Origin of the sequence: Streptomyces sp. NPDC058697 (assembly GCF_042715345.1) — a bacterium.
GTDB lineage: Bacteria > Actinomycetota > Actinomycetes > Streptomycetales > Streptomycetaceae > Streptomyces > Streptomyces liliifuscus.
Genome location: NZ_JBHXSU010000013.1, coordinates 144,389 through 164,717, shown reverse-complemented (window position 1 = coordinate 164,717; position 20,329 = coordinate 144,389). Strand labels below are relative to the sequence as shown.

The following is a 20,329-nucleotide window of genomic DNA, read 5'->3' as shown; positions in this document are numbered from 1 at the left end:
GGAGGGGTCCTTGAAGCCCGTGCCTGTACCCGGGCCTGTGCCGGGACTTGTGCCCGGACCGTTGGCCGGGTCTGGGCGATTCCCCCGCGCGGGCGTCACGGCGTCCAGCTCCTCACCGCCTCCGTCGCCACCGCTCGGAACTGGCGGACCGTGCGGTGCCAGCGGAACTGGGTGGCGCGGTCGCCCGCCGCCTTGCCCATGAGCGTCCGCCGGTGGGTGGACAGGGCGAGGGTGCACCAGGCCGCCGCGAACGAGGACTCGCCGCGGGCCAGCAGGCCCGTCTCGCCGTCCACGATCGAGTCGCGCAGGCCGGGTACGTCGAAGGCGATGGCCGGGGTCTCGCGGGCCGCCGCCTCCGTCACCACCAGGCCCCAGCCCTCGACGGCCGAGGGATGCAGCAGCAGCCAGGCCGCGCAGAGCAGCCGGTGCTTCTCCGCCTCGGAGACATGGCCCCTGAACTCGACGCCCGGGCCCGCGAGTTGTTCGAGCCGATCCCGTTCGGGGCCGTCGCCGACTATGACCAGTCGGCCGCCCGTGACCGGGCGGACCCGCTCCCACAGTCGAAGGAGCAGATCGATCCGCTTGTACTCGACCAGTCGGCCCATCGCCAGGAACAGCGGTTCCGGTGAGCGGTCGGTGGGTGGGCCCGGCTCCTCTACGCCGTTGTGCACGACCCGGATGCGCTCGCGCTCGACCCCGATCGCGCGCAGCGCGTGTGCCGTCGACGGGGAGACGGCGACCAGCAGGTTGTGGCGCTGTGCGCCGGCGAGGGCCCAGTGCTCGAGTCTTCGGCCGAGCCGGGCGGCGGGCGCCAGCGGTCCGTTGAACCGCATCCGCCACAGGTCGGTGTGCACGTGGTTGACCAGGCAGAGGGTCGGGCCGCGGTGCCACAGCGGGGCCAGGTACGGCATGCCGTTGCAGACCTCGACGAGCAGGTCGCAGTCGCCGATCTGGCGCTGGAACGCCGATCTGGCGCGCAGGTAGTGGCCGAGGTCGCCGCCCGCCGACACGACACGGTAGTCGCGGTAGGCGGCGGGGCCGCCGCACAGCAGCGTGACCTGGTGGCCGAGGTGGGTCAGGCCCTCGGCGAGTCTGTCGACGAGGAGTTCGGAGCCGCCCGCGGCTTCGTTGCCGAAATCACGACGGGCGAGGAAAACGATTCGGCGCGGCTGTGGGGGGAGCGCCGGGGGTCGCTGCGCGGAGCGGGGGAAGGCGGCGCGCAACGACGAAGGCACGTGCTGGGGCATGGGTGCTCCAACTCGTCTCGGGGTGCGGAACCAGCGTGAGGGTGGAGTGGGGGGTGAGGTGGGGCTCGGTGGGGCTTGGTGGGGTGGGCTCGGTTGTGGTCTCCCGGTGCGGGTTCGTTGTGGCTCGTCGTTCGTTGTGGGTACGCGGGCCGTGCCGGTACGTCGAGCCCGCCGCCTCCGGGTGTACTGCTGTGGGTCCGGAGGTGCTCCTGTTTTGGAGGAGCCCTACGCGGCGGGCTTCGACGTACCGGCACGGCCCGCTCCCGTTGCGTTGTGACTGCGGGGTTGATCCGTGCTGGTGATGCGGGCCGGCTGTGATGGGGATGTGGTCGGGCTGTGTTCGGGTGGGGTGGATAGTTTTCGCCCGCTGGTTCGATGCGGCTACTCACCGAAGTGATAATTTCGGGGCTTTATCCAGCTGACGTCTCATCACATTGTGAGCGGCTGCTGGGAGCTCTCGGACGTTTCGGGATGCGGACGCCCGCGTACCACCAAAACGACCCCCACAAGTGCGAGCAGGAAGCCCGCCACACCCGTCCCTACCGGCAACGTCTGCCCCACCATGCGCAGCATTCCGCTGTCCGTGTCGGCGAGATCGACCTGTTCCTTCTGGGTCTCGGTGGTGAAGGCGATCCGCTCGCTGTCGAGCAGCACCACGGCGTCCTTGTCGCCGCCGGGGGCCCGGAGCGTCTTGCGGGGGCCGATCGCCGCGTAGATGATCCGGCCCGTGCGCTGGTCGGCCACCAACTCGATGCCGTGGTTGGCGTACCACTCCTCGGCGAGCACCTGACCGCCGTCCGTCTCGCCGACGATCGTGCCCGGTACGAGCCGGGTTCCGGTCTTGGTGGCGGGCACCGTTCCGGTGAAGCGGAGGCCCTCGTACCCCTGGATCTTCTTCTTGCCCTTGTAGGCCAGGGTGACGGTCGAGCCGAGGGTGTTGTCCCACCAGATGTAGGAGCGTTTCTGCACGTCGAAGGGGAACTTCAGATATGCCTCGCCCTCGTAGTACGGCTCCTCGTCGCAGCAGTGGACCGGCTTGTTCGTCTTGCGGTCGGTGACCCAGCGCTCCATGGTCCACTGCAGCGAGTCGTGGGGGTCGGCGGCGGGCAGCGACTTGTCGGTGTCCACGGACGTGGACACGTCCCAGATGGCCCGGCCGCTCTTCTCGCTGTCGGCGACATCGCCGCGGACCTGGCGGGTGATGGTGATCTTCTTGTCGCGGACGGTCTCGATCTCGTCCGTGTCGAAATAGCTGCCCGTACCGGTGAAGACGGTCTTCGAGTCGATGTCCACGGGCGTGCGTTGAGCACGTGGCTCGACGTACCAGGCGAGCAGGGGGGCCAGGACGAGCAGGAACACGCCCAGACCCAGGACGACCAGTGAAAAGGGTGAGGCAGTACGGCGCATCCGGGCACTCCAGGGGGCTCGTGGTGACACGGCACGGGCTGTGCCGGCACGGTGGTGGAGGGTGCACGTGCGGTATGGGGCGGGAACCGTAGGCGCACCCTTGACGAAGTGTCAATGCGTTGTCGAGACTGGGGGCTCGCCGGACCGGGCCGGTGATGATGGGGATGCCCGTGCCCCCGAGGGGCGCGGGGAACTGCGCGATCAGCCGCATTCGGTCCGCAGATTTGGACGGCGCTCCCAGCGGAGTGCCCGGGTGGGGTGAACCTCCGACAGAGAGGCTGACCCGCGATGCCCAGACTGCTAGCCGCCCTGTTGACCGTGGCGGCCGCCGCCGCACTAGCCGTGGGCGCCGCCCTCGGTATCGTCGCGCTGCTCGATGCGACCCCCGACCAGCCGAACACGCCGCTCATCACCTATGAGACGGTCGGCCAGGAGCGCTGACCATGGCCCTACGCCGGGGACCCGTCACCGTGCGCTCGGCCTGGCACGACGTGCCGCGCCTCCAGGTCCGCCAGTTCGCGGCGCTCGCCATGGCCGAGGCGCCCATACTCGCCGAGGAGATCCTCCAGGAGATACGTCACGAATATCCCCATCTGCCCGTCGTGCTCGACGACTCCGGCGAGCCGATGGCGCTGGTCGGCATCCGGCGGGCCATCGAGGTGTTCGTCCAGCATCTGGAGACCGCCGAGGGCCGTCCGCGCGTCCACCCCGAGGTCTTCCAGGAGTTCGGCCGCGGCGAGGGCCTGCACGGCCGCAGCCTCGACTCGCTCCAGGCGATCTACCGGCTCGGCGTACGTCTCGCCTGGCGCCGTTTCGCCGAGATCGGGACGCGGGTGGAGATCCCGCCGCCCGCGATGTACGAGCTGGTCGACGCCGGTTACGAGTATCTGGACGGGCTGGTCGACCAGTCCGTACGCGGATACGCCGAGGCCGCCGCCCGGCAGGCCGGGGAGCGGTTGCGTCTGCAGCGGCGGTTGATGGAGTTGCTGCTTGCCGAGCACCACCGGGGCGATCCGGCCGAGGCGCTCTCGGAGCGGGCCGCCCGGATCGGCTGGCCGTTGCCGGACAAGGTCGCGGTGGGTGTGCTGCTGCGGCCCGCCCGCGAGGCAGTTGCCCCTGCGGTCGGGCAGGGCGTGCTCCTTGACATGGAGTACGAGCAGCCCCGGATGGTCGTGCCCGAGCCTGATGCCGCCGGGCGCCCCGAGCTGTTGCACCGGGCGCTGACGGGGTGGGCGGGTGCCATCGGGCCGCCTGTCCCGCTGGCCGACGCGGCGAAGTCGTTGCGCTGGGCCGAGGCGGCGGTACGGCTCATGGAGCGGGGGCTGCTGCCGCCGGGCGAGGTGCTCTACTGCACCGAGCACACGGAGGCGCTGGTCCTGCTCCAGCCCGAGGAACTGATCGACGACCTGGCACTGCGATGTCTGGAGCCGCTCGCCCACTGCGGGCCCACGCACGGGCGGCGGCTCGCGGAGACCCTGCTGGCGTGGCTGGAGACGCGGGGCGGGGCTCCCGAGGTGGCCGCGCGCCTCGGGGTCCATCCGCAGACCGTGCGGTATCGCCTTCGGCAGATCAGGGAGCTGTGGGGCGACGAGGTCGATGACCCGGACCGGCGATTCGAGCTGGAACTGGTGCTACGGGCCCAGCGGCTCCGGGGCGAGCTGGGAGACCCCCGCGCCCGGCGCTGAGTGACTTCCTTGCCCGCCCGCCCACCCGTTTACTGCGTGCCCTCGGGTGGTCGTCCGACCTGCCCCATCCGTAACCGCTCGCCCACCCGTTGTCGCAAGGCCATTGCCCGGCCGTAATCGGTATGAGTAGCCTGTGTTCGCTATGCCGATCGTCTGTTGAAATTTCGAACACAAGGGAGGGGGCCAGTTGTGGGACGCCTCGTACCTGCCGTAACCAGGGCTCTCGACATACTCGAGCTTTTCCTCGACGGAGACGGCACGCTCTCCGCCCCCGACATCGTGCGCAAGCTCCAGTTGCCGCGCACCACCGTGCACGAGCTGGTGACGACACTTGCCGCCCGTTCGTACATCACGCCCGTACCGGGTCAGCCGGGACGTTACCGGCTCGGGGTGCGCCCGTACCAGCTCGGCAGCCGCTATTCCGAGCAGCTGGACCTCGCCGCCGAGGGGCAGCAGGTCGCCCGGTCCGTCGCGGAGACCTGCGACGAGACCGTGCACGTGGCGATCCTGGAGGGCACGGACGTCATCTACATCGCCAAGGTCGACTCCACGCACGCGGTGCGCATGGTGTCCGCCGCGGGCCGCCGGCTGCCCGCCCACTGCACCTCCGTGGGCAAGATGCTGCTCGCCTCGCTCCCCGAGCCCGAGCTGACCTCGCGGATCCCCGACGACGCCGACCTGGTGCGGATGACGCCGAACAGCATCACCGAGCCGGCCGCCCTGCGCGAGGCCCTCACCGAGATCCGCGCCCGCGGTATCGCGGTGGAGAGCCGTGAGTCGAACCCCGACGTCAGCTGTGTCGCCGCGCCGGTGCGTGACCGCACGGGCCAGGTCGTGGCCGCGCTCTCCATCTCCGTACCGATGATCCGCTGGAGCGACGAGCGCCGCGCCGAACTGGAGCAGCTCGCCGCGAAGGGCGCCGCCGAGCTGTCGGAGCGGCTCGGACACCGGAGCGTGGGATGACGCACGCGTACGAGGTGGCCGTCCAGGCGGAGGCGGCTCTCGGCGAAGGCCCCACCTGGGACGCCGGTGCCGAGCGGCTGATCTGGATCGACATCCTCGGCTCCCGGGTCCACACGTACGACCCGGTCTCCGGCCGCCGCACGGTCATGGCGACCGAACAGCACGTGGGCGCCGCGAAGCCGCGCGCGGGCGGCGGCCTGATCGTCAACCTCCGTGACGGCGTGGGGCTTTACGGCCCGGGCGGGGAGTCTTCCGGTGCCTCGGGTGCCTCGGGTGCCTCGGGTGCCTCGGGTGCTCCGGGCGGCTCTGGCGGCTCGGGTGGCCTGGACGGCTCCGGCGGCTCGGGTGGCCTGAACGGCTCCGGCGGCCTGGACGGCTCTGGCGGCTTTCGGTGGTTGCATCGGGAAGTCGTCCCCGGCCGTCGCGCCAACGACGCGGCGGTCGCGCCGGACGGCGCCCTGTGGGCGGGCACCATGCGCTACGACGAGGCGCCGGGCGGCGGCACGCTCTCCCGTATCGCCCCGGACGGCACGGTCGAGACGGTCCTCGACGACGTGGCGGTGAGCAACGGCACGGGCTGGAGCCCCGACGGCCGCCTCATGTACTACATCGACTCACCGACCCGCCGGATCGACGTCTTCGACTTCGACGGTCAACGGGTCACCGACAGGCGCGAGTTGGCGGCAATCGAGGAGGATGCCGGCTTCCCCGACGGGCTCACTGTCGACGCCGACGGCTGTGTCTGGGTCGCCCTGTGGGACGGCGGCGCGGTCCGCCGCTACACCCCGGACGGCAAGCTGGACCGTGTCGTGGAACTGCCCGTACCGCGCCCCACGGCCTGCGCGTTCGGCGGCGCCGACCTGACCGATCTGTACATCACGACGGCCCGTACGGGCCTGACCGCCCCGCATCCGCTCTCGGGCTCGGTCCTGGTGATCCCCGGCGCGGGAAAGGGCCTGCCGCAACCGGCGTTCGCAGGCTGATGATCCTCCGGTGACAGGCTGTGAAATCTGGTACTTTCACGGCCTGTTGAGCGGTTGGGGGACCCATTGGCGGTGGACCAGGGCGCGGCCGGGAATCCGGTCCGGGAAACGGGCGCGGGTCCGGGGCCGGACACGGCACAGGAGCGCCAGGAGTACGAACAGGTCCTGGACACCGTGGTCACCTCGGTGTCGGAGTCGTACTACTCCCAGCTCGTCCAGGCCGTCAGCGTCGCGAGGGGCCGTGCGCAGGCCGCCCAGTCCACCGTCACCCTCTTCGCCGGCGGACTGATGGCGGCACTGAGCGTCACGGCCCTCGCGAACCGGCCCGTCCTGACCCAATGGATGGGTATCGCGTCCGTGGCGCTCTGGCTCCTGGCCGCAGTCCTCTATCTCTACGCCGTTGCCTCGCCCGTGCCCGAGGACCCGGACCGGGAGCGCAAGGTGGCGTCCCGCCAGGCCCTGATCGACCGGGTGATCAGGAAGGTGCGGGACGAGGCCGAGGAGATCGACAGGCGCCAGACCCGGGCCAACCGGACCGCGTTCGTGGCGGTCGCGCTGAGCGTCCTCACCTTCGCGACGGCGGTTCTGACCGACCCCGTGCGCGAGACCGCCGAGGGCACCGTCGTCATCGACCCTTCCTACGCCTCGACTCTGAAAGCCCTCTGCTCGAAGGAGTCCGCTGCCACGGGACAGGTGGACGGAAAGATCGTCAAGGACTCCCTCAGCACGTCGTTCGTCGAGATCGAACCTGCCCCGGGTGTCTGCGAGGTGCGGGGCGCCACCCTGCAACTGCCGCGTGGCAAGGTACGGGCCGTGAGGTGGCAGGATGCCTGAGCCGGAGACGACCGCCCACTTCCTCGTCCTGGGGCCGCTGCCCGCGGACGCTCCGGACGGCGGGGGCACCCACGCCTCCGTGCTCAGGGACCTCGCGGGACTGCACGAGGCGGGCCACCGGCTCGACGGGATCCTCGTCCTCGGTACATCGGGCGATCCGGCGGCGGTGAAGGACCTTGTGGCGGAGGTTCAATTCGCCTGCCTGGAGCGGGGCCAGGAGCCCTTCGTCACTCCCGTCCCCGGGCCGGCCGACTGCCGCACCATGCCCGCCAAGCGGTCGCTCGCACGTGATCTGGCGGGAAACTGGGACCAGGTCGCGTCCGATCTGTGGCGTGGCGAGATGACCGAGGACATCGTCCAGCGGCTGCGCACCGATGTCTTTCCGGACCTGGTCGCCTGGGAGGAGAACAGCGTGTCCTCCCGGACCGACTGGCATCCGGGTCTGCTGCCCGGCGAAGGCTCGCTGCACAGCGCGGTGGGTGCGCGCACGGTCGGCCTGGTCTGTGTGAACACCGTCTTCCGCATGGTGGCCGACGACGCGACTCCCGCTCTCGCGGGGTGCTTCAAGGAGCAGCTCGACCACGCGGTGGGCGAGGAGTTCGGGGACTGGGCGAAGCGCAACGATCTGACCCTGCTGCTGGCGGGCCACACCGGCACGCTGCCCGAACTGCCGGGGGAGGCCGCGCCGTTGCTGGCCCTCGCGGGAAGCGGAGAGCGGGAGACGAGAGGCTGGCACCTGCCCTTCGACGGTGCCGCTCCGGCGTACCTCCTGCTCCGCGCGGACCTGAGCGCCGACCGTCCGGTGGTCGTCGACACCGCCACCCGCAGGCAGTTGCCGACGACGATCCGGGTCCGCCCGTCCTCCACGCCGCCCCGTGTACCGGTCGCCCGCCGGCCGGAGGAGGCCTACGACGAAGGCCCCCTCCTCACCGACTTCTACCGGCATCTGTCGACCGGCCAGATGGTCCTCGCCCTGGTCTCGGGGCCGGACGAGGACGGCGCCATCGACACCGACGCGTTCAACCGCGGGCTCGCCGAGGCCGTCTTCGGCGCTGTGCCCCAGCCGGCGCCCGCCCTCCACGAGACCTGGGCCGCCGCGCGCCGGCAGCTCACGCCCGCACAGCTCGATCAGCACCTCAACGCCCTGTCCGTCCCGCCGGGGCATGACGAGCACACGGTGTTCGGACTGCTGCGCGCCCCTTGGTCACGCCTCTACGACTTCACGGGCAGCGACGCGCTCCCCCTCGTGCGCGGCACCCGGCTGGCGGAGACCGTTTCCCTCGTCGACGCCTGTCAGGACCCCCCGACCGGCAAGCAGGGCGCCCTGGAGATCATCGCCATGCACGGCTGGCCTCACGACGGGGGTGTCCCGCAGGACTTCGGCGACGCGTGGTCGGTGCCGCCCAGCGACGCGCGCGGCCTGTGGTTCCGGCGCTTCCGGGCGGAGCTGCTGACGAGGCCCGTGCTCTTCCTGTCCCTGTCTCCGAGCAGCCCCGCCCTGTGGGAGACCCTGCGGATAGCGGGCCGGGCCTCAGGTGAGAACGAGTTTCCCGGTTTCCTCGTCAGTCCGGAGGGCACGGCGGCCGACCGGGTCCGGCTGCGTGAGGCGGGGCTGCGGCACATCCGTACGACGCCCGCCGCGTTCGTAGGGGACCGCCTCGGGGCCGGAAACCAGGCACTGGTCGACGGACGGCGGGTCCTCACCGAGCAGTACGCCGGAACCCGCGACGGTGTCGGGATCGTGCAGGTGGCCCAGCAGGTGGACGAGGCGCCCGCCGGTACCTGGGAGTTCCTGCTCGGCAGGGATCCGACGTGGGGCGACATCCAGGACAAGAAGATCGTGGCCAGGCTCTCGCTGGCCGACGCCATCGAGGAGCGCGCCCGCCCCGTCGAAGGGGAGCGGCAGCCGATGATCCTGGTCAAGGGCACCGCCGGTTCCGGCAAGACCACCGCCCTGATGCAGGTTGCCTACCGGCTCCAGAAGAAGGGCATGAACGTCGGCTGGGTGGACCGCGGCGCGTCCCTGCCGCCCCGGGACATCGAGGAACAGGCACGCCGCCGGCGCTTCGACGCGATCTTCGTCGACGACGTCGACATGTTCACGCGTCGCGCCGCCCCGCTCATGAAGAACCTCTACGACGACGGTCGCACCCTGGTCGTGGCGGCGATCCGGGTGACCGCCCAGTCGGAGATCGACGCCGGCTTCCCGGCCGAAGTGGTCAGCTCCGACCAGCTGTTGACCGACGACGACCTGAAGAAGATCATCAAGGTACTCGACAAGAACCCCCTCATCGGCGACTTCAACCAGCCCTGGCTCATGTCCCAGAAGGTCGCGAAGCTCCGGGAGCGGTGCGACCAGGGGCTGCTCGCCGCGATGATCGAGGCGGTGACCGGCAGTTCCCTGAAGCAGAAGGTGGCGAGCGAGTTCGAGGCGCTGAAGCAGGCGGAGCGGGCCCCGTACGCGGTGGTGTCCTTCTCCGATTCCTCGCTGGTCTTCCAGCAGCGCGGCATCGACGCCGCGGACCTGGTGGAGATCGTCTCCCATCCGGACCCGCCGGACCGGAGTCACTGGGCCGCGGTGAACGAGCTCGTGGACATGAAGCTGCTGGTGCGCACCGTCGACGGCCGGCTGCGATGCCGCCAGCGGACCATCGCCGACACGGTCGTCCAGACCGTGCTGCGACATCGTACGGACGACCTGGCGATGGTCATCGCCAAGCTTCTGCACTTCTACGCGGGACGCTCCTGGCACATCACGGACAACCAGCACCGCGACCGCAGCGCCATGATCAAGCTGCTCAGCCACAACACCATGCGCGACCTGGGCCTGAACGCCGAAGCGGTACGGCGGATCTACGACGGGGCTCACCAGTTCCTGAACCGCGACCACCACTACTGGCTGCAGCGCGCCGAGTACGAGGCCGAGCAGGGCAGGCTCGATCTCGCCACGAACCATCTCGCGGCGGCGAAGGGCTGCTCCGGCGGTGCGGAGGACCACCTCGTCGTCAATGCCGATGCCAGGGTGCGACTGCGTTACTCGGTGCGGGACCCGAAGGATCGCGAACTGATCCGGGCAGCGGTCGACGCTGTTCACGACCTGTCCCGGGTCGCCACCAGATACCGGGACAAGGCCCCGCACGCATTTGTCGCACTCGCCCGCGAGGGCTGTCGCTGGCTGGAGCAGTGCGGTGGGGCGCTGACACCGCAGGAGTACGTGGACGCGGTCGACCTGATCACGGACGGCATCGAGCTCGGGAAGAAGTGCCTGCCGACCAACAACCAGGTCGGATACGCCATGGATGAGTACGGTCCGAAGGTGCGGAGGCTGGGCAGGCAGGGGCCCGGCCTGATGACCTGACCGCAGGCGGCCGACCGGAATCCGCATGTCGGAGTTCTCCGTGGACCATTGACGGGAAAGGGCTTTCTATCTACGGTCCGTCCGGGGTTGCGATCGTTCATCGAAATGTCGAACAGTGAGGCACTGGATGGAACCGCCTGAGCCGTGTCGCGGGCAACTCCCGGCCGGGGCGGGCGGATCGACGGTCGCGGCCATCGGCCCGCGAGGACCCGCACCAGCGCCCGCGCACTCCGCATGTGAAACCCACGTCACCTCCGGCACCAGGCGCTCCGAAAGGAACTCATTGCGTACCGCCCGCTTCACCCTGGACCCCGCCTTCACCATCGGCGAAGTAAACCCCCGGCTCTTCGGCTCGTTCGTGGAACACCTCGGCCGCTGCGTCTACACCGGCATCTTCGAGCCGGACCACCCCGCGGCCGACGGGGCGGGCCTGCGGACGGACGTGCTGGAGCTCGTCCGTGAACTCGGTGTCACCGCCGTCCGCTACCCCGGCGGCAACTTCGTCTCCGGCTACAAGTGGGAGGACTCGGTCGGCCCCGCCGAGGAACGCCCCCGCCGGCTCGACCTCGCCTGGCGGTCGACGGAGTCCAACCGCTTCGGGCTCTCCGAGTACATCGCCTTCCTGAAGAAGATCGGCCCGCAGGCCGAGCCGATGATGGCGGTCAACCTCGGGACCAGGGGAGTGGCGGAGGCCCTGGAACTCCAGGAGTACGCCAACCACCCGGCCGGGACCGCCCTGTCCGAGCAGCGGATCGCCCACGGCGACAAGGACCCGTTCGGCATCAAGATGTGGTGCCTGGGGAACGAGATGGACGGCCCCTGGCAGACCGGCCACAAGACCGCCGAGGAGTACGGACGGGTCGCCGCCGAGACCGCCCGCGCCATGCGGCAGATCGACCCCTCCGTCGAACTGGTCGCTTGCGGCTCCTCCAGCCAGTCCATGCCGACCTTCGCCGAGTGGGAGGCGACGGTCCTGACGGAGACGTACGACCTCGTCGACCACATCTCCCTGCACGCCTACTACGAGCCCCAGGACGGCGACCTCGACTCCTTCTTGGCCTCCGCCGTGGACATGGAGTCGTTCATCGAGAACGTCGTCGCCACCTGCGACCACATCGGTGCGAAGCTCAAGTCGAAGAAGAGGATCAACCTCTCCTTCGACGAGTGGAACGTCTGGTACATGTCGAGGTGGCACGCGATCGAGAACTCCGCCGAGCGGGACTGGGCGGAGGCCCCCCGCCTCCTTGAGGACAACTACAGCGTCATGGACGCGGTCGTCTTCGGCTCGCTCCTCATCGCCCTGCTGCGGCACGCGGACCGGGTGACCGTCGCCTGTCTGGCCCAGCTCGTCAACGTCATCGCGCCGATCATGACCGAGCCGGGCGGCCCGGCCTGGCGGCAGACGACGTTCTTCCCGTTCGCGCAGGCCTCGCGGTACGGGCGGGGGCAGGTCCTCGACGTACGCGTCGACTCCCCGACGTACGAGACGAAGAAGTACGGGGAGGCCGACCTGCTGCACGCCACCGCCGTGCGCGCGGCGGACGGCTCGGTCACCGTCTTCGCGGTCAACCGCAGCCGGACGGCGGCGCTGCCGCTCGAAGTCGCCCTGAACGGGCTGGAGTTGACCTCGGTCGTCGAGCACAGTGCGATCGCGGACGCGGATCCGGACGCCCGCAACACGCTCGCCGAGCCGGACCGGGTCGCTCCGCGGGCCGTGCGGGGGACCACGCTCCAGGGCGGCACCCTGAGTGCCGCCCTGGAGCCGCTGTCCTGGAACGTGATCCGGCTGGCCTGAGGCCCGGCCCGACCGCTTGTGGTGCCCCGGTCCCCTCCGGCCGGGGCACCTGTCCGTGGGGCCCGTGAGGGTGTCTGTGCGGTGTGCTCATCTCGCGCTCAGGCAATCCTCACCTTCGGCACCTACCGTCCCGTGGGTCCCTTCCACCTTTCGAGGGGACAACGCGACAAGACGGGACGGACACGATGCGCACGCTGGTACTGCTCGCCCTGGCGGGCCTCGGTGCCCAGCTGGTGGACGGCAGCCTCGGCATGGCCTATGGCGTGACCTCGACCACCCTGCTGCTCTCCATGGGCACCAACCCGGCCGCCGCCTCGGCCACCGTGCACCTCGCCGAGATCGGTACGACGCTGATGTCCGGGGCCTCGCACTGGCGGTTCGGGAACGTGGACTGGAAGGTCGTGGCCAAGATCGGGGTCCCGGGGGCGGTCGGGGCCTTCCTCGGCGCGACCGTGTTGTCCGGGCTGTCCACCGGGACCGCCGAGCCGGTGATGTCGCTGATCCTGCTGGGGCTCGGGCTGTACGTGCTGTCCCGGTTCACGTTCCGCGGCCTGCCCAAGGGCAACCTCGGCAAGCCGCTGCGCAAACGGTTCCTGTCGCCGCTCGGGCTGGTCGCCGGGTTCCTGGACGCGACCGGGGGAGGTGGCTGGGGGCCCGTCGGTACGCCGGCGTTGCTGGCCGGTGGCCGGATGGAGCCGCGCAAGGTGATCGGGTCCATCGACACGAGCGAGTTCCTTGTGGCCGTGGCCGCGAGCCTCGGCTTTCTCTTCTCGCTCGGCTCCCAGGGGCTGAACTGGGGGTGGGTCGCCGCGTTTCTGCTCGGCGGGATGGTGGCGGCGCCGGTGGCGGCCTGGCTGGTGCGGTTGCTGCCCGCTCGGGTGCTGGGGTCCGCGGTGGGTGGGGTCATCGTCGTCACCAACGTGCGTACGTTGCTGAGGAGCGACTGGGTTGCTGCGTCGGGGGTGGTCAGTGGGGTCGTGTATGGCCTGGTCTATGTGGTGTGGGCTGCGGCGCTGACGTACTCGATCCGGGCGCATCGGAGGGAGAAGGTGCTGGAGGGGGATGCGGGGGAGCGGAGGGTTGTTGCCGTGTAGGGGGCCTCGGGTTGTTCGTGGGTGCGGGCCCGGTGGGGGCTGGTCGCGCAGTTCCCCGCGCCCCTTAACGGCGCGACTGCAGCTCGGCGGTCGCGCCCGCGCGGGGGAGCCGCACATGTCACAGCCCCGCGCCCCTCAAGGGCGCCCCGCGCCCTCTTCGGGCGCGGCGAATGGTCTCCCCCGTGGACCATTCGCCGCTGCACCGGATGGTTGGGGTGTCGGTGCCGACTGCCCCTCCAGTGAGCACGTTAGGAGGCGGCGTGCTTCGGGGACCACCGTGCACGGTGGCCAGATTCGTCCGTGGGGTGTGCACGGTGCGCAGTCGTGACGCGCAGGGCGTGGACGAGGTCGTGGATGCCCGAACCGGTGGTCAGCAGGTCGCGGTTGAGGAGGCGTTCGGCGGCGCGCAGATGGGCGCGGACCGTGTTGCGGCTCAGACCCACCCGCGCGGCCGTCCGCTGGGCGTCGGTGTTGGCGTCGATCCAGGCCTCCACGGTGCGGTACAGATCGCGGTGCCGGGTGTCCTGGAGGGGGTGGAGGAAGGGCTCCGCCCACGCGGTGGCGGGAGCGGTGCGCAGGAGCTCGCCGAGCGGCGGCGCGACCGGCTGGACGGCATCGGTGGGATCGGGCTGGAGGGGGCTGAGGGACAGGGCCAGATCGAGCGTGGCACGGGTGCGTACCTCGCCCAGGTCGATGCCCAGGGCCTCCTCCGCCCGGCGGCAGTGGGCCGTGACGGTGGTGCGGCTGAGGTGCAGCAGACGGGCCACGCCGGACCGGGTGAACGTCACGGCCAGGCGGACGACGTCCACGGTGGGCTTGGGGGCGTCGTGCAGCGGCTCCAGATAGGCGCGCGCCCAGGCGAGGGCCGCCCGGCGGGGCAGTACGTGGACCAGCGAGGGCCGTCCCCGGTAGGCGGCCAGCCGGTCGGGGGAGTTGCGGGCGACGGCCAGGGCGTGCACGGCCTCGCCGTACGCCTCGCCCGTGGCGGCCAGCGGATGGGGCCTGCTGACGCCCAGCGCGTACCCGGGGTTCTCCCTGACCAGTCGGCGCAGCATCTCGCCCTGCTGGAAACGGCCGCCGAGTTCCGGGTCCTCGGCGACGGGGCAGATCAACTGCTCCTTGAACACCGGGCAGTTCACCATCAGCCCCGGGCCGTGGTAGCCCGACGCGTCCAGATAGGTCCTGGCCAGCCGGTCACGGTCGGCGGGCGGGCAGTGCAGGAGATGGACCCGTACGCGCTCCGCGTTCAGCAGCGGCGGTACGTCACCGGTGGTCATCCGCCGTGCCAGGGTGACGTCCCCGGCCAGCAGGGCGGTCAGGACCGCGAACCGCAGCTGCGCCGCCTTCGCCTCGTACCCGCGTGAGCCGGCGTCGCCCTCCGACGCCCGTCCCAGCAGTTCGACGAGGCCACCGGCCTGCGACGCCAGCAGCACGGCCTCCCGGGACAGCGCGGAGGCGCTGACGGTCACCAGCACCGGACGCGGCTCGCGCGCGCCGAAGGCCTCCAGGTGCACCTCCAGCTCGCCTGACTGCGTCGTGGCCGCGGCCAGCCGTCCGTGGGTCAGGTGCGCCACCTGGTCACGCAGCTCGTCGGCGACCTGCCGGGGGAATCCGGCCGTCGCCGCCTCCACCGTGCCCTGGCGTCCGATCCACGCGGCGTCCGCCCCGATCCGCCGCCCGAGCCACCTCAGCACTTCCGCGGGGCTCCCGTGCCGTCGTACGAGCCGCAGCAGCTCGTCGAGACTCTCCGCCTGCCCCAGCGCCTCCACAGCTCAACTCACCTTCCCGCCACCGCGAAGAACCTCCAAAAGCGAACCATAAAGGCTGTTCCTGTCTCCCCGCCCCCGTCAGGCCACCGCCGTCGGCGCCAGGGACCGGAGCTCGCCCAACGCCGCCGCGACGGCCGGGCGCTCGTGGCCGCCGGCGCGGGTACAGGTGAGGAGTTTGCGGTGCGGGTCGCCGGTGCACCGGACGCGGGTGATCGGCAGATGCGGGGTCAGATGGGCGAGCCGGGGGATGAGGGCGATCCCCAGACCGTGGGCGACCAGATGGGCCATCACGTTCCAGTCCAGCGCGTGGTGGACGACATCGGGGGTGAAGCCGGCCGCACCGCACGCCGAGAGCACGTGCACCCGGCAGGGGCTGTCCTGGACCGGCGCGATCCAGTCCTCGCGCGCCGCCTCCGAGAGGTCCACCCGGCGCAGCCCCGCCAGCCGGTGGCGGTCGGGCACGACCAGGTCGAACGGGTCGTCCAGCAGCGGCTGCTGGTCGAAGCGGGCGTCGCCGAGCGGCGGGTTGCGCGGGGTCGCCTCGACGACCGCGAGATCGGTCTCGCCCTCGAAGAGCAGGTCGAAGCTGGACGGGACCTCCGCCTCCTGTATCCGTACGGAGAGCCGGGGGTGGCGTTCCCGCAGCCGGGCCGCCATCGGGGCGAGCAGCACCGAGATCGCCATCGGGAAGCCGCTCACCCGCAGCAGCCCGGCCGGATCGCCGTGGTCGGCCCGCAGATCCAGTTCGGCCCGTTCCCAGCGGGCCTGGATCGCGTCGGCGTGCGTGATCAGGCTCCGCGCGGCCTGGGTGAGCCGTACGCCGCGTCCCTGGGGCTCCAGCAGATCGACGCCCAGCTCACGCGCGAGCTGGCGGACCTGCTGCGAGGCGGCGGACGTCGTGAGGTGCAGGGCGCGGGCCGCGGCGGTCACCGTGCCGTAGTGCTCGACGGCCCGCAGTACATGTAGCCGGCGCAGATCAATCATGAAGTCCACGCTTCAAGGTGACGTCCGGAAAGTCAACCTGGACGTACACGAAGCTTCGGCTGCACGCTGGAGGTGTCGCGACGGTCCACCATCCGGCCACCCCGCACAAGGAGTTGCAGACAGATGACCAGCACAGCCCATACCCACGACCGGCCCGTCGGCGACGCGTGCCCGTACTGCGGGTGGCCCGACCGTGCGGAGCCCTTCCAGGTGGTGTCCCGGCACGGCACCGCGGCGGGCCACACGGTGTGGACCCGCTGCGGGTGCGGTTCGCTTCAGATGCGTGTCGTGGACGCCCGCGGCATGAAGGTCGCCTCGCGCAGCCGGCCGCCCGCCGAGGGGGTCACCTCCGGTGGGGTGGGGTGTTCGCTGCGGGCCGGTGGGGGCGGGCCGCGCAGTTCCCCGCGCCCCTGAGCTTGTCATTTAAGGTCCGGCGTCGAACGCGGCTCGAACTTGGTCGGCGTTTCACAGTTCAGCGGACGTGAGGGCGGCCTCCGTCTGATCATTTGCCTCCGTCACAGAGGCAGAGGAACCAGCACGAAGGCCGTGGTCGTGAGGCTGGAGCATCAAGGCGTCCTGCGGGATGCGTTCGCGGAAGTGTCACGCTTCCGGACGGAGTTGTACGCGTGTCTGACCGCTCGGAGCAACGCGCTGTTCGAGTTCTGCGATGCCCTGCTGTGCACGGACGGGCCGGTGCGGACGCTGGTCGACCTGGCGCTCGCCCCGGAGCACCGCCGTGGGCACGGCGCCCTCTACGGCGGTCTCAATGAGGGACGGATCGATGTCGCCCGGCTGCGTCGGGCTCGCGTCCTCGCGACCGGCGAGGCATACAACCGTCCCGCCCACCAAAAGGTCGGCACCAATCCCCGCCGTGGGAGCGGCACTGACACCGTTGACGGAGCCCCGTAGCCTGCTTTTTGACGCAGAGCGGCGTGATTTTTTGGCGGGAGACCTTGATGACAGGCGGCAGCAGGTCCAGCACGGATATCAGAGGCGGCCACATCGGACTGGTCGTCACGATCATTGCCCTGGTCGTCATTGCCAGTTTTTCCGGGCCTCGCTGGACTTTGATCGTCGCGGGGTGCTTCACCGCCTGGTTCATCCTCGCGCTGACCGTCATCCGCATCAGGGGCGGACGCGGCGGAGAAGCCCTTCGACGGGCCTACGTCGCCACTTTCGGCTGGGGCGACTACGTCACCCCCTGAACGGGTTAAACGACAAGCTCAGCGATGATGCTTCGGCAGGCACGGTCTTCCAGGCAGGTCACGGGGCGTCGAGAACTCCATGATCCTGGAAGCCGTGCCTGTTCCGCTCTCCCTGGCCGGCCAACCTGGCGGACCGTCATGAACCGGATGCCCGCCGACTACGCCGAAGCCCTGCATCATGGGCAGTTGCGGATACGGTCCACGACTCGCCAGTTCACTCCGGAATCCCGGTAGCTGTAGGCAGGCGGCAGCAACTCGCTTCCAGAGTTTGTGTAGTACATCATAGGCTCAGTGCCCGTGGTCTGGTTATTCACCCACGAACCGGTAGTGACCCACGGAATATCGTAGTAGCCGCACCGATACATACCGATGTTGTCTCCGGACCGGTTCTTGTACTTGTATGCGCAGAACCATCCATATTTCGTCCAGCCGTTGCACTCGCCGGCATTCTCTACTGTCGCAGAGACATCCCCCAGCGGGCGCGGCCCGTTCTCTCCCGGCACAGCGACATTCAGGACCGCCCCGCCGAGTTCGATCTGGTTGGGTGACACTTGAGTGCCGCTCCCGGCCAGCTTGCCCAGGTAGCCGTCCACCTTCTCTTGTAGACCGGCGGCCTGCTCACCGCTCAGCCCCGCCTCGCGAGCCAGAGCAACAAATGCCGCCCGATCAATGCCCGCGGCGCTCGCCCTGGCGCCTCCTGCGACCAAAGCAACCCCCATCAGCGCCATCACGCTGAGAAGAACCACTAATCGGGACCTCAATGAACCGATACCCATCAGACCTCATTTCTTCCGTTGCCTCGGAGCGTTCGATGGTGCACAAACCTTTCCTGGCAGTGGGGACCGTTCGATCAGTCGCCACCAGCGCCGCCTTGACGAAATGACCGGACCTGCCCTGGTCGCATACGCACAACCATGAGCGATGCGATGGCGACGAACATGCCACAGGCTACCGAGTGGGATGAGCGGAAACTTATCCAAAACTGCTTCATCCATCCGCGCGCGTTTCGATTCCCCCAGGTCCTGCAACGGCACACGCAAGGAGCTGAGTTGTCGGCGGGTGATCAAAGACCACTTCTCCACCGACGTCACCTACCTGCGGATGGGACAACTTCGGTGTGATCAAGAGTTCAAAGACGGCGGGTTCTCAGGGCTGGCCGGTCTACAGCCCGGAACAGCGCCCCGACCCCGCAACTGCAAGAGGATAGATAGCCGCGGGATGCGACGGTCAGTCGTTCGCGGCGTTGCACGCCAACCGTGAGACGTAAGTGTCGACGTTGGTTTCCTGGAGACGTACGAGGCAGACGCCATAGAAGAGCCCGCCTCGTTCACCGTAGACGCAGGCGTCACGTCGTGCTGGTGTTGTCCGATAGCCGCTTGTGTTGAGAACGTACAAGCAGTCGCCGGCCGAAGTTGGTTCTGCCATTTGGGATGAGCTCTGCCCGTTGGCCGATGCAGTACCGGTACTGGCGATCAAACCGCCGATGGCCAGTGCGCCCGCCGTAGCGATGGCGGCCAGTTTTATGCGAATCACTCATACCCTCCGGATCAAGTTTTTTGCGGTGAATCAGCCCTACCGTATGGGCGAGGGCGGGCTGGAAACAGGCGTCGTGTGCTGCCGTGATCGTGTGGGGTGTGACGGCAGTTGGCCTTCCTCAGGAGAGGGTGCACTGCGTACCGGGACTTGTCGTTACGTGTGAACGCATAGTTCTTTAGTCCGCGCGCACTCTCGCGTACTGCTGGCGGAATTGGCGCGGGGAGAGACCGTAGGCGTTGCGGAAGGCCTGGCTGAAATGCGGGGGGCTGGTAAATGCCCACCGGGCCGCGATCGCGTGGATCGGGCGGGCGGCCAGCCGAGGGTCGGCGAGGTCGCGCCGGCACTGTGCCAGGCGGCGTTCGCGGATCCAGCCGGCGACGGTGTGGCCTTCCTGCTGGAACAGTTTGTGCAGGTAGCGCAGGGAGATGTGGTGGGCGGCGGCGACCGTGTCCGGAGTCAGCGCGGGATCGCCCAGGTGGTCATGGATGAAGGCGCGGATCTGGGCCATCAGCGCGTTCCGCCGGGTGTGGGGCGGCACCTCGCTCCCGGCCTCCAGCGCGTCGGCCAGCGCCGTGGTCAGCACGTCGAGGGTGAGGGTGGACAGCCGGGCGGTGTCGGACGGGCTGAGTTCGTGCATGCGCAGGGCGAGCTGCAGCAGGAACTGTGACGACAGCGCCCCGATGCCCCGGCTGCCGGGGATGCGCACCGCGCTCAGCCGCCGCAGGTCCCGGGGAGACAGCGGCAGCAGCGAGCGGGGGAAGCGCAGGAGCAGCAGTTGGCTCGCTGGGGCATCTGGTGTGAACTCGGCCTGGTAGGGGCGTGAGGGGTCGTAGAGGATGAGGTCCCCGACACCGAAGTCCGTGCACTGGCGGTCTTGCGTGATCATGGCTTCACCGCGCACGAGGCAGCTCAGCTTGAGTACTTCAGGATCGGCCTGGCGGATGAGCTTGGGGGTGCGGTGGACCGCGTACGGCATCGAGGTCATCAGCGTCGCCTGCACGGCGCCGAACTCGCTGACACCGGCGTGAGCCTGAAATGCGTCCTCCACCTGCGGGGCGCAGCGTAATTCGTAGGGCACCCAGAGCTTCGCGTTCACTTCGCGCCAGAAGGCGAAGCGCTCCCCCGCCGCCACTTCGGCGGTGCTGACCATGTCCATAGCGCCAGTGTTGTTGCTGCGGGGCCGGACCAGCATCGCCCGAACAAGCCGAACCCAATCAGCCACCGCCGTACTCGTCTCGCCCGGAACCCGACCGCGGCTCACCAACCCAGCGAGAGATGACCAGTTCGCAAACAGGTTCTGAAGGGCGCCGCTTCGCGCGCCCCGAAGCCCGTGCCGCCGGAGGGAGCAGTTCCGCGCGCCCCTTAAGGGGCGCGCCCCCCGGGGCCCTCAGCCCCCAACCGCCCCCAGACGCCCGTCCCCCACGCCCAACCAACCCAGAAGGACCACCGGGGTGGTGAGATATCGATAC

16 protein-coding genes and 1 pseudogene are annotated in these 20,329 nt (G+C 69.8%); 11 read left to right on the top strand and 6 right to left on the bottom strand.

The features are described from left to right. Positions 1–95 precede the first annotated feature (95 nt). Positions 96–1,247, bottom strand: a complete 1,152-nt coding sequence (locus ACFWXQ_RS28375) for a glycosyltransferase family 4 protein (protein WP_383955917.1) — start codon at positions 1,245–1,247, stop codon at positions 96–98. Positions 1,248–1,676: 429 nt separating this feature from the next. Further along, positions 1,677–2,654, bottom strand: coding sequence for a DUF3068 domain-containing protein (locus ACFWXQ_RS28370; RefSeq protein WP_383951511.1), 978 nt, complete (start codon positions 2,652–2,654; stop codon positions 1,677–1,679). 288 nt (positions 2,655–2,942) lie between these two features. Here ACFWXQ_RS28370 and ACFWXQ_RS28365 point away from each other — a divergent pair, with 288 nt between their 5' ends. The 8 genes from ACFWXQ_RS28365 to ACFWXQ_RS28330 all read left to right on the top strand — a co-directional run bounded on the left by ACFWXQ_RS28365 (position 2,943) and on the right by ACFWXQ_RS28330 (position 13,366). Further along, positions 2,943–3,095, top strand: coding sequence for a hypothetical protein (locus ACFWXQ_RS28365; protein ID WP_383951509.1), 153 nt, complete (start codon positions 2,943–2,945; stop codon positions 3,093–3,095). Positions 3,096–3,097: 2 nt separating this feature from the next. Then, on the top strand, positions 3,098–4,339 hold the full coding sequence (locus tag ACFWXQ_RS28360) for a CdaR family transcriptional regulator (protein WP_307524758.1): 1,242 nt from the start codon (positions 3,098–3,100) through the stop codon (positions 4,337–4,339). 189 nt (positions 4,340–4,528) lie between these two features. Continuing rightward, the gene (locus tag ACFWXQ_RS28355; protein ID WP_383951506.1) at positions 4,529–5,302 is read left to right on the top strand and encodes an IclR family transcriptional regulator; all 774 of its coding nucleotides are present in this window, start codon (positions 4,529–4,531) and stop codon (positions 5,300–5,302) included. Beyond that, the gene (locus ACFWXQ_RS28350) at positions 5,299–6,285 is read left to right on the top strand and encodes an SMP-30/gluconolactonase/LRE family protein (RefSeq protein ID WP_383951503.1); all 987 of its coding nucleotides are present in this window, start codon (positions 5,299–5,301) and stop codon (positions 6,283–6,285) included. Before ACFWXQ_RS28355 ends, ACFWXQ_RS28350 begins: the two co-directional genes overlap by 4 nt. A gap of 72 nt (positions 6,286–6,357) precedes the next feature. Then, on the top strand, positions 6,358–7,119 hold the full coding sequence (locus tag ACFWXQ_RS28345) for a hypothetical protein (protein ID WP_383951500.1): 762 nt from the start codon (positions 6,358–6,360) through the stop codon (positions 7,117–7,119). Next, positions 7,112–10,477 (top strand): hypothetical protein, encoded by a 3,366-nt coding sequence (locus ACFWXQ_RS28340; RefSeq protein WP_383951497.1) that lies wholly within the window; start codon positions 7,112–7,114, stop codon positions 10,475–10,477. The genes ACFWXQ_RS28345 and ACFWXQ_RS28340 overlap by 8 nt, the downstream gene beginning before the upstream one ends. A 283-nt stretch (positions 10,478–10,760) precedes the next feature. Next, on the top strand, positions 10,761–12,272 hold the full coding sequence (locus ACFWXQ_RS28335) for an alpha-N-arabinofuranosidase (protein WP_383951494.1): 1,512 nt from the start codon (positions 10,761–10,763) through the stop codon (positions 12,270–12,272). Between the two features lie 185 nt (positions 12,273–12,457). Then, positions 12,458–13,366 (top strand): sulfite exporter TauE/SafE family protein, encoded by a 909-nt coding sequence (locus ACFWXQ_RS28330; protein WP_383951492.1) that lies wholly within the window; start codon positions 12,458–12,460, stop codon positions 13,364–13,366. Between the two features lie 248 nt (positions 13,367–13,614). On the opposite strand, the gene ACFWXQ_RS28325 is transcribed toward ACFWXQ_RS28330, so the two are convergent. Together ACFWXQ_RS28325 and ACFWXQ_RS28320 are read right to left on the bottom strand one after the other, a co-directional pair. Further along, positions 13,615–15,135 carry a helix-turn-helix domain-containing protein gene (locus ACFWXQ_RS28325; protein ID WP_383951489.1) on the bottom strand — a complete coding sequence of 507 codons (1,521 nt, stop codon included), beginning with the start codon at positions 15,133–15,135 and terminating at the stop codon, positions 13,615–13,617. Between the two features lie 78 nt (positions 15,136–15,213). Then, positions 15,214–16,119, bottom strand: a complete 906-nt coding sequence (locus tag ACFWXQ_RS28320) for a LysR family transcriptional regulator (protein WP_383951486.1) — start codon at positions 16,117–16,119, stop codon at positions 15,214–15,216. Between the two features lie 123 nt (positions 16,120–16,242). On the opposite strand from ACFWXQ_RS28320, the gene ACFWXQ_RS28315 reads away from it, so the two are divergent. From ACFWXQ_RS28315 to ACFWXQ_RS28305, 3 genes and pseudogenes are all read left to right on the top strand, one after another. Beyond that, complete coding sequence (locus ACFWXQ_RS28315) at positions 16,243–16,533, top strand: hypothetical protein (protein WP_383951483.1); 291 nt, start codon at positions 16,243–16,245, stop codon at positions 16,531–16,533. A gap of 138 nt (positions 16,534–16,671) precedes the next feature. Further along, positions 16,672–16,923: pseudogene (locus ACFWXQ_RS28310) on the top strand (transposase); the annotation flags it as partial. Positions 16,924–17,075: 152 nt separating this feature from the next. Beyond that, positions 17,076–17,324, top strand: coding sequence for a hypothetical protein (locus tag ACFWXQ_RS28305; protein ID WP_383951480.1), 249 nt, complete (start codon positions 17,076–17,078; stop codon positions 17,322–17,324). A gap of 176 nt (positions 17,325–17,500) precedes the next feature. On the opposite strand, the gene ACFWXQ_RS28300 is transcribed toward ACFWXQ_RS28305, so the two are convergent. Then, entirely contained in the window at positions 17,501–18,100 is a 600-nt protein-coding gene (locus ACFWXQ_RS28300; protein WP_386269452.1) for a hypothetical protein, read from the bottom strand. A gap of 935 nt (positions 18,101–19,035) precedes the next feature. Then, on the bottom strand, positions 19,036–20,016 hold the full coding sequence (locus tag ACFWXQ_RS28295; protein ID WP_383951475.1) for a helix-turn-helix domain-containing protein: 981 nt from the start codon (positions 20,014–20,016) through the stop codon (positions 19,036–19,038). Positions 20,017–20,329: the final 313 nt, after the last annotated feature.

Excerpts from the sequence above, each read along its gene's own strand:
- ACFWXQ_RS28350 (WP_383951503.1), top strand. The coding sequence starts at position 5,299 with ATGACGCACGCGTACGAGGTGGCCGTCCAGGCGGAGGCGGCTCTCGGC.
- ACFWXQ_RS28375 (WP_383955917.1), bottom strand. The coding sequence starts at position 1,247 with ATGCCCCAGCACGTGCCTTCGTCGTTGCGCGCCGCCTTCCCCCGCTCC.
- ACFWXQ_RS28370 (WP_383951511.1), bottom strand. The coding sequence starts at position 2,654 with ATGCGCCGTACTGCCTCACCCTTTTCACTGGTCGTCCTGGGTCTGGGC.
- ACFWXQ_RS28365 (WP_383951509.1), top strand. The coding sequence starts at position 2,943 with ATGCCCAGACTGCTAGCCGCCCTGTTGACCGTGGCGGCCGCCGCCGCA.
- ACFWXQ_RS28300 (WP_386269452.1), bottom strand. The coding sequence starts at position 18,100 with ATGGGTATCGGTTCATTGAGGTCCCGATTAGTGGTTCTTCTCAGCGTG.
- ACFWXQ_RS28320 (WP_383951486.1), bottom strand. The coding sequence starts at position 16,119 with ATGATTGATCTGCGCCGGCTACATGTACTGCGGGCCGTCGAGCACTAC.
- ACFWXQ_RS28315 (WP_383951483.1), top strand. The coding sequence starts at position 16,243 with ATGACCAGCACAGCCCATACCCACGACCGGCCCGTCGGCGACGCGTGC.
- ACFWXQ_RS28340 (WP_383951497.1), top strand. The coding sequence starts at position 7,112 with ATGCCTGAGCCGGAGACGACCGCCCACTTCCTCGTCCTGGGGCCGCTG.
- ACFWXQ_RS28295 (WP_383951475.1), bottom strand. The coding sequence starts at position 20,016 with ATGGACATGGTCAGCACCGCCGAAGTGGCGGCGGGGGAGCGCTTCGCC.
- ACFWXQ_RS28305 (WP_383951480.1), top strand. The coding sequence starts at position 17,076 with ATGACAGGCGGCAGCAGGTCCAGCACGGATATCAGAGGCGGCCACATC.
- ACFWXQ_RS28330 (WP_383951492.1), top strand. The coding sequence starts at position 12,458 with ATGCGCACGCTGGTACTGCTCGCCCTGGCGGGCCTCGGTGCCCAGCTG.
- ACFWXQ_RS28360 (WP_307524758.1), top strand. The coding sequence starts at position 3,098 with ATGGCCCTACGCCGGGGACCCGTCACCGTGCGCTCGGCCTGGCACGAC.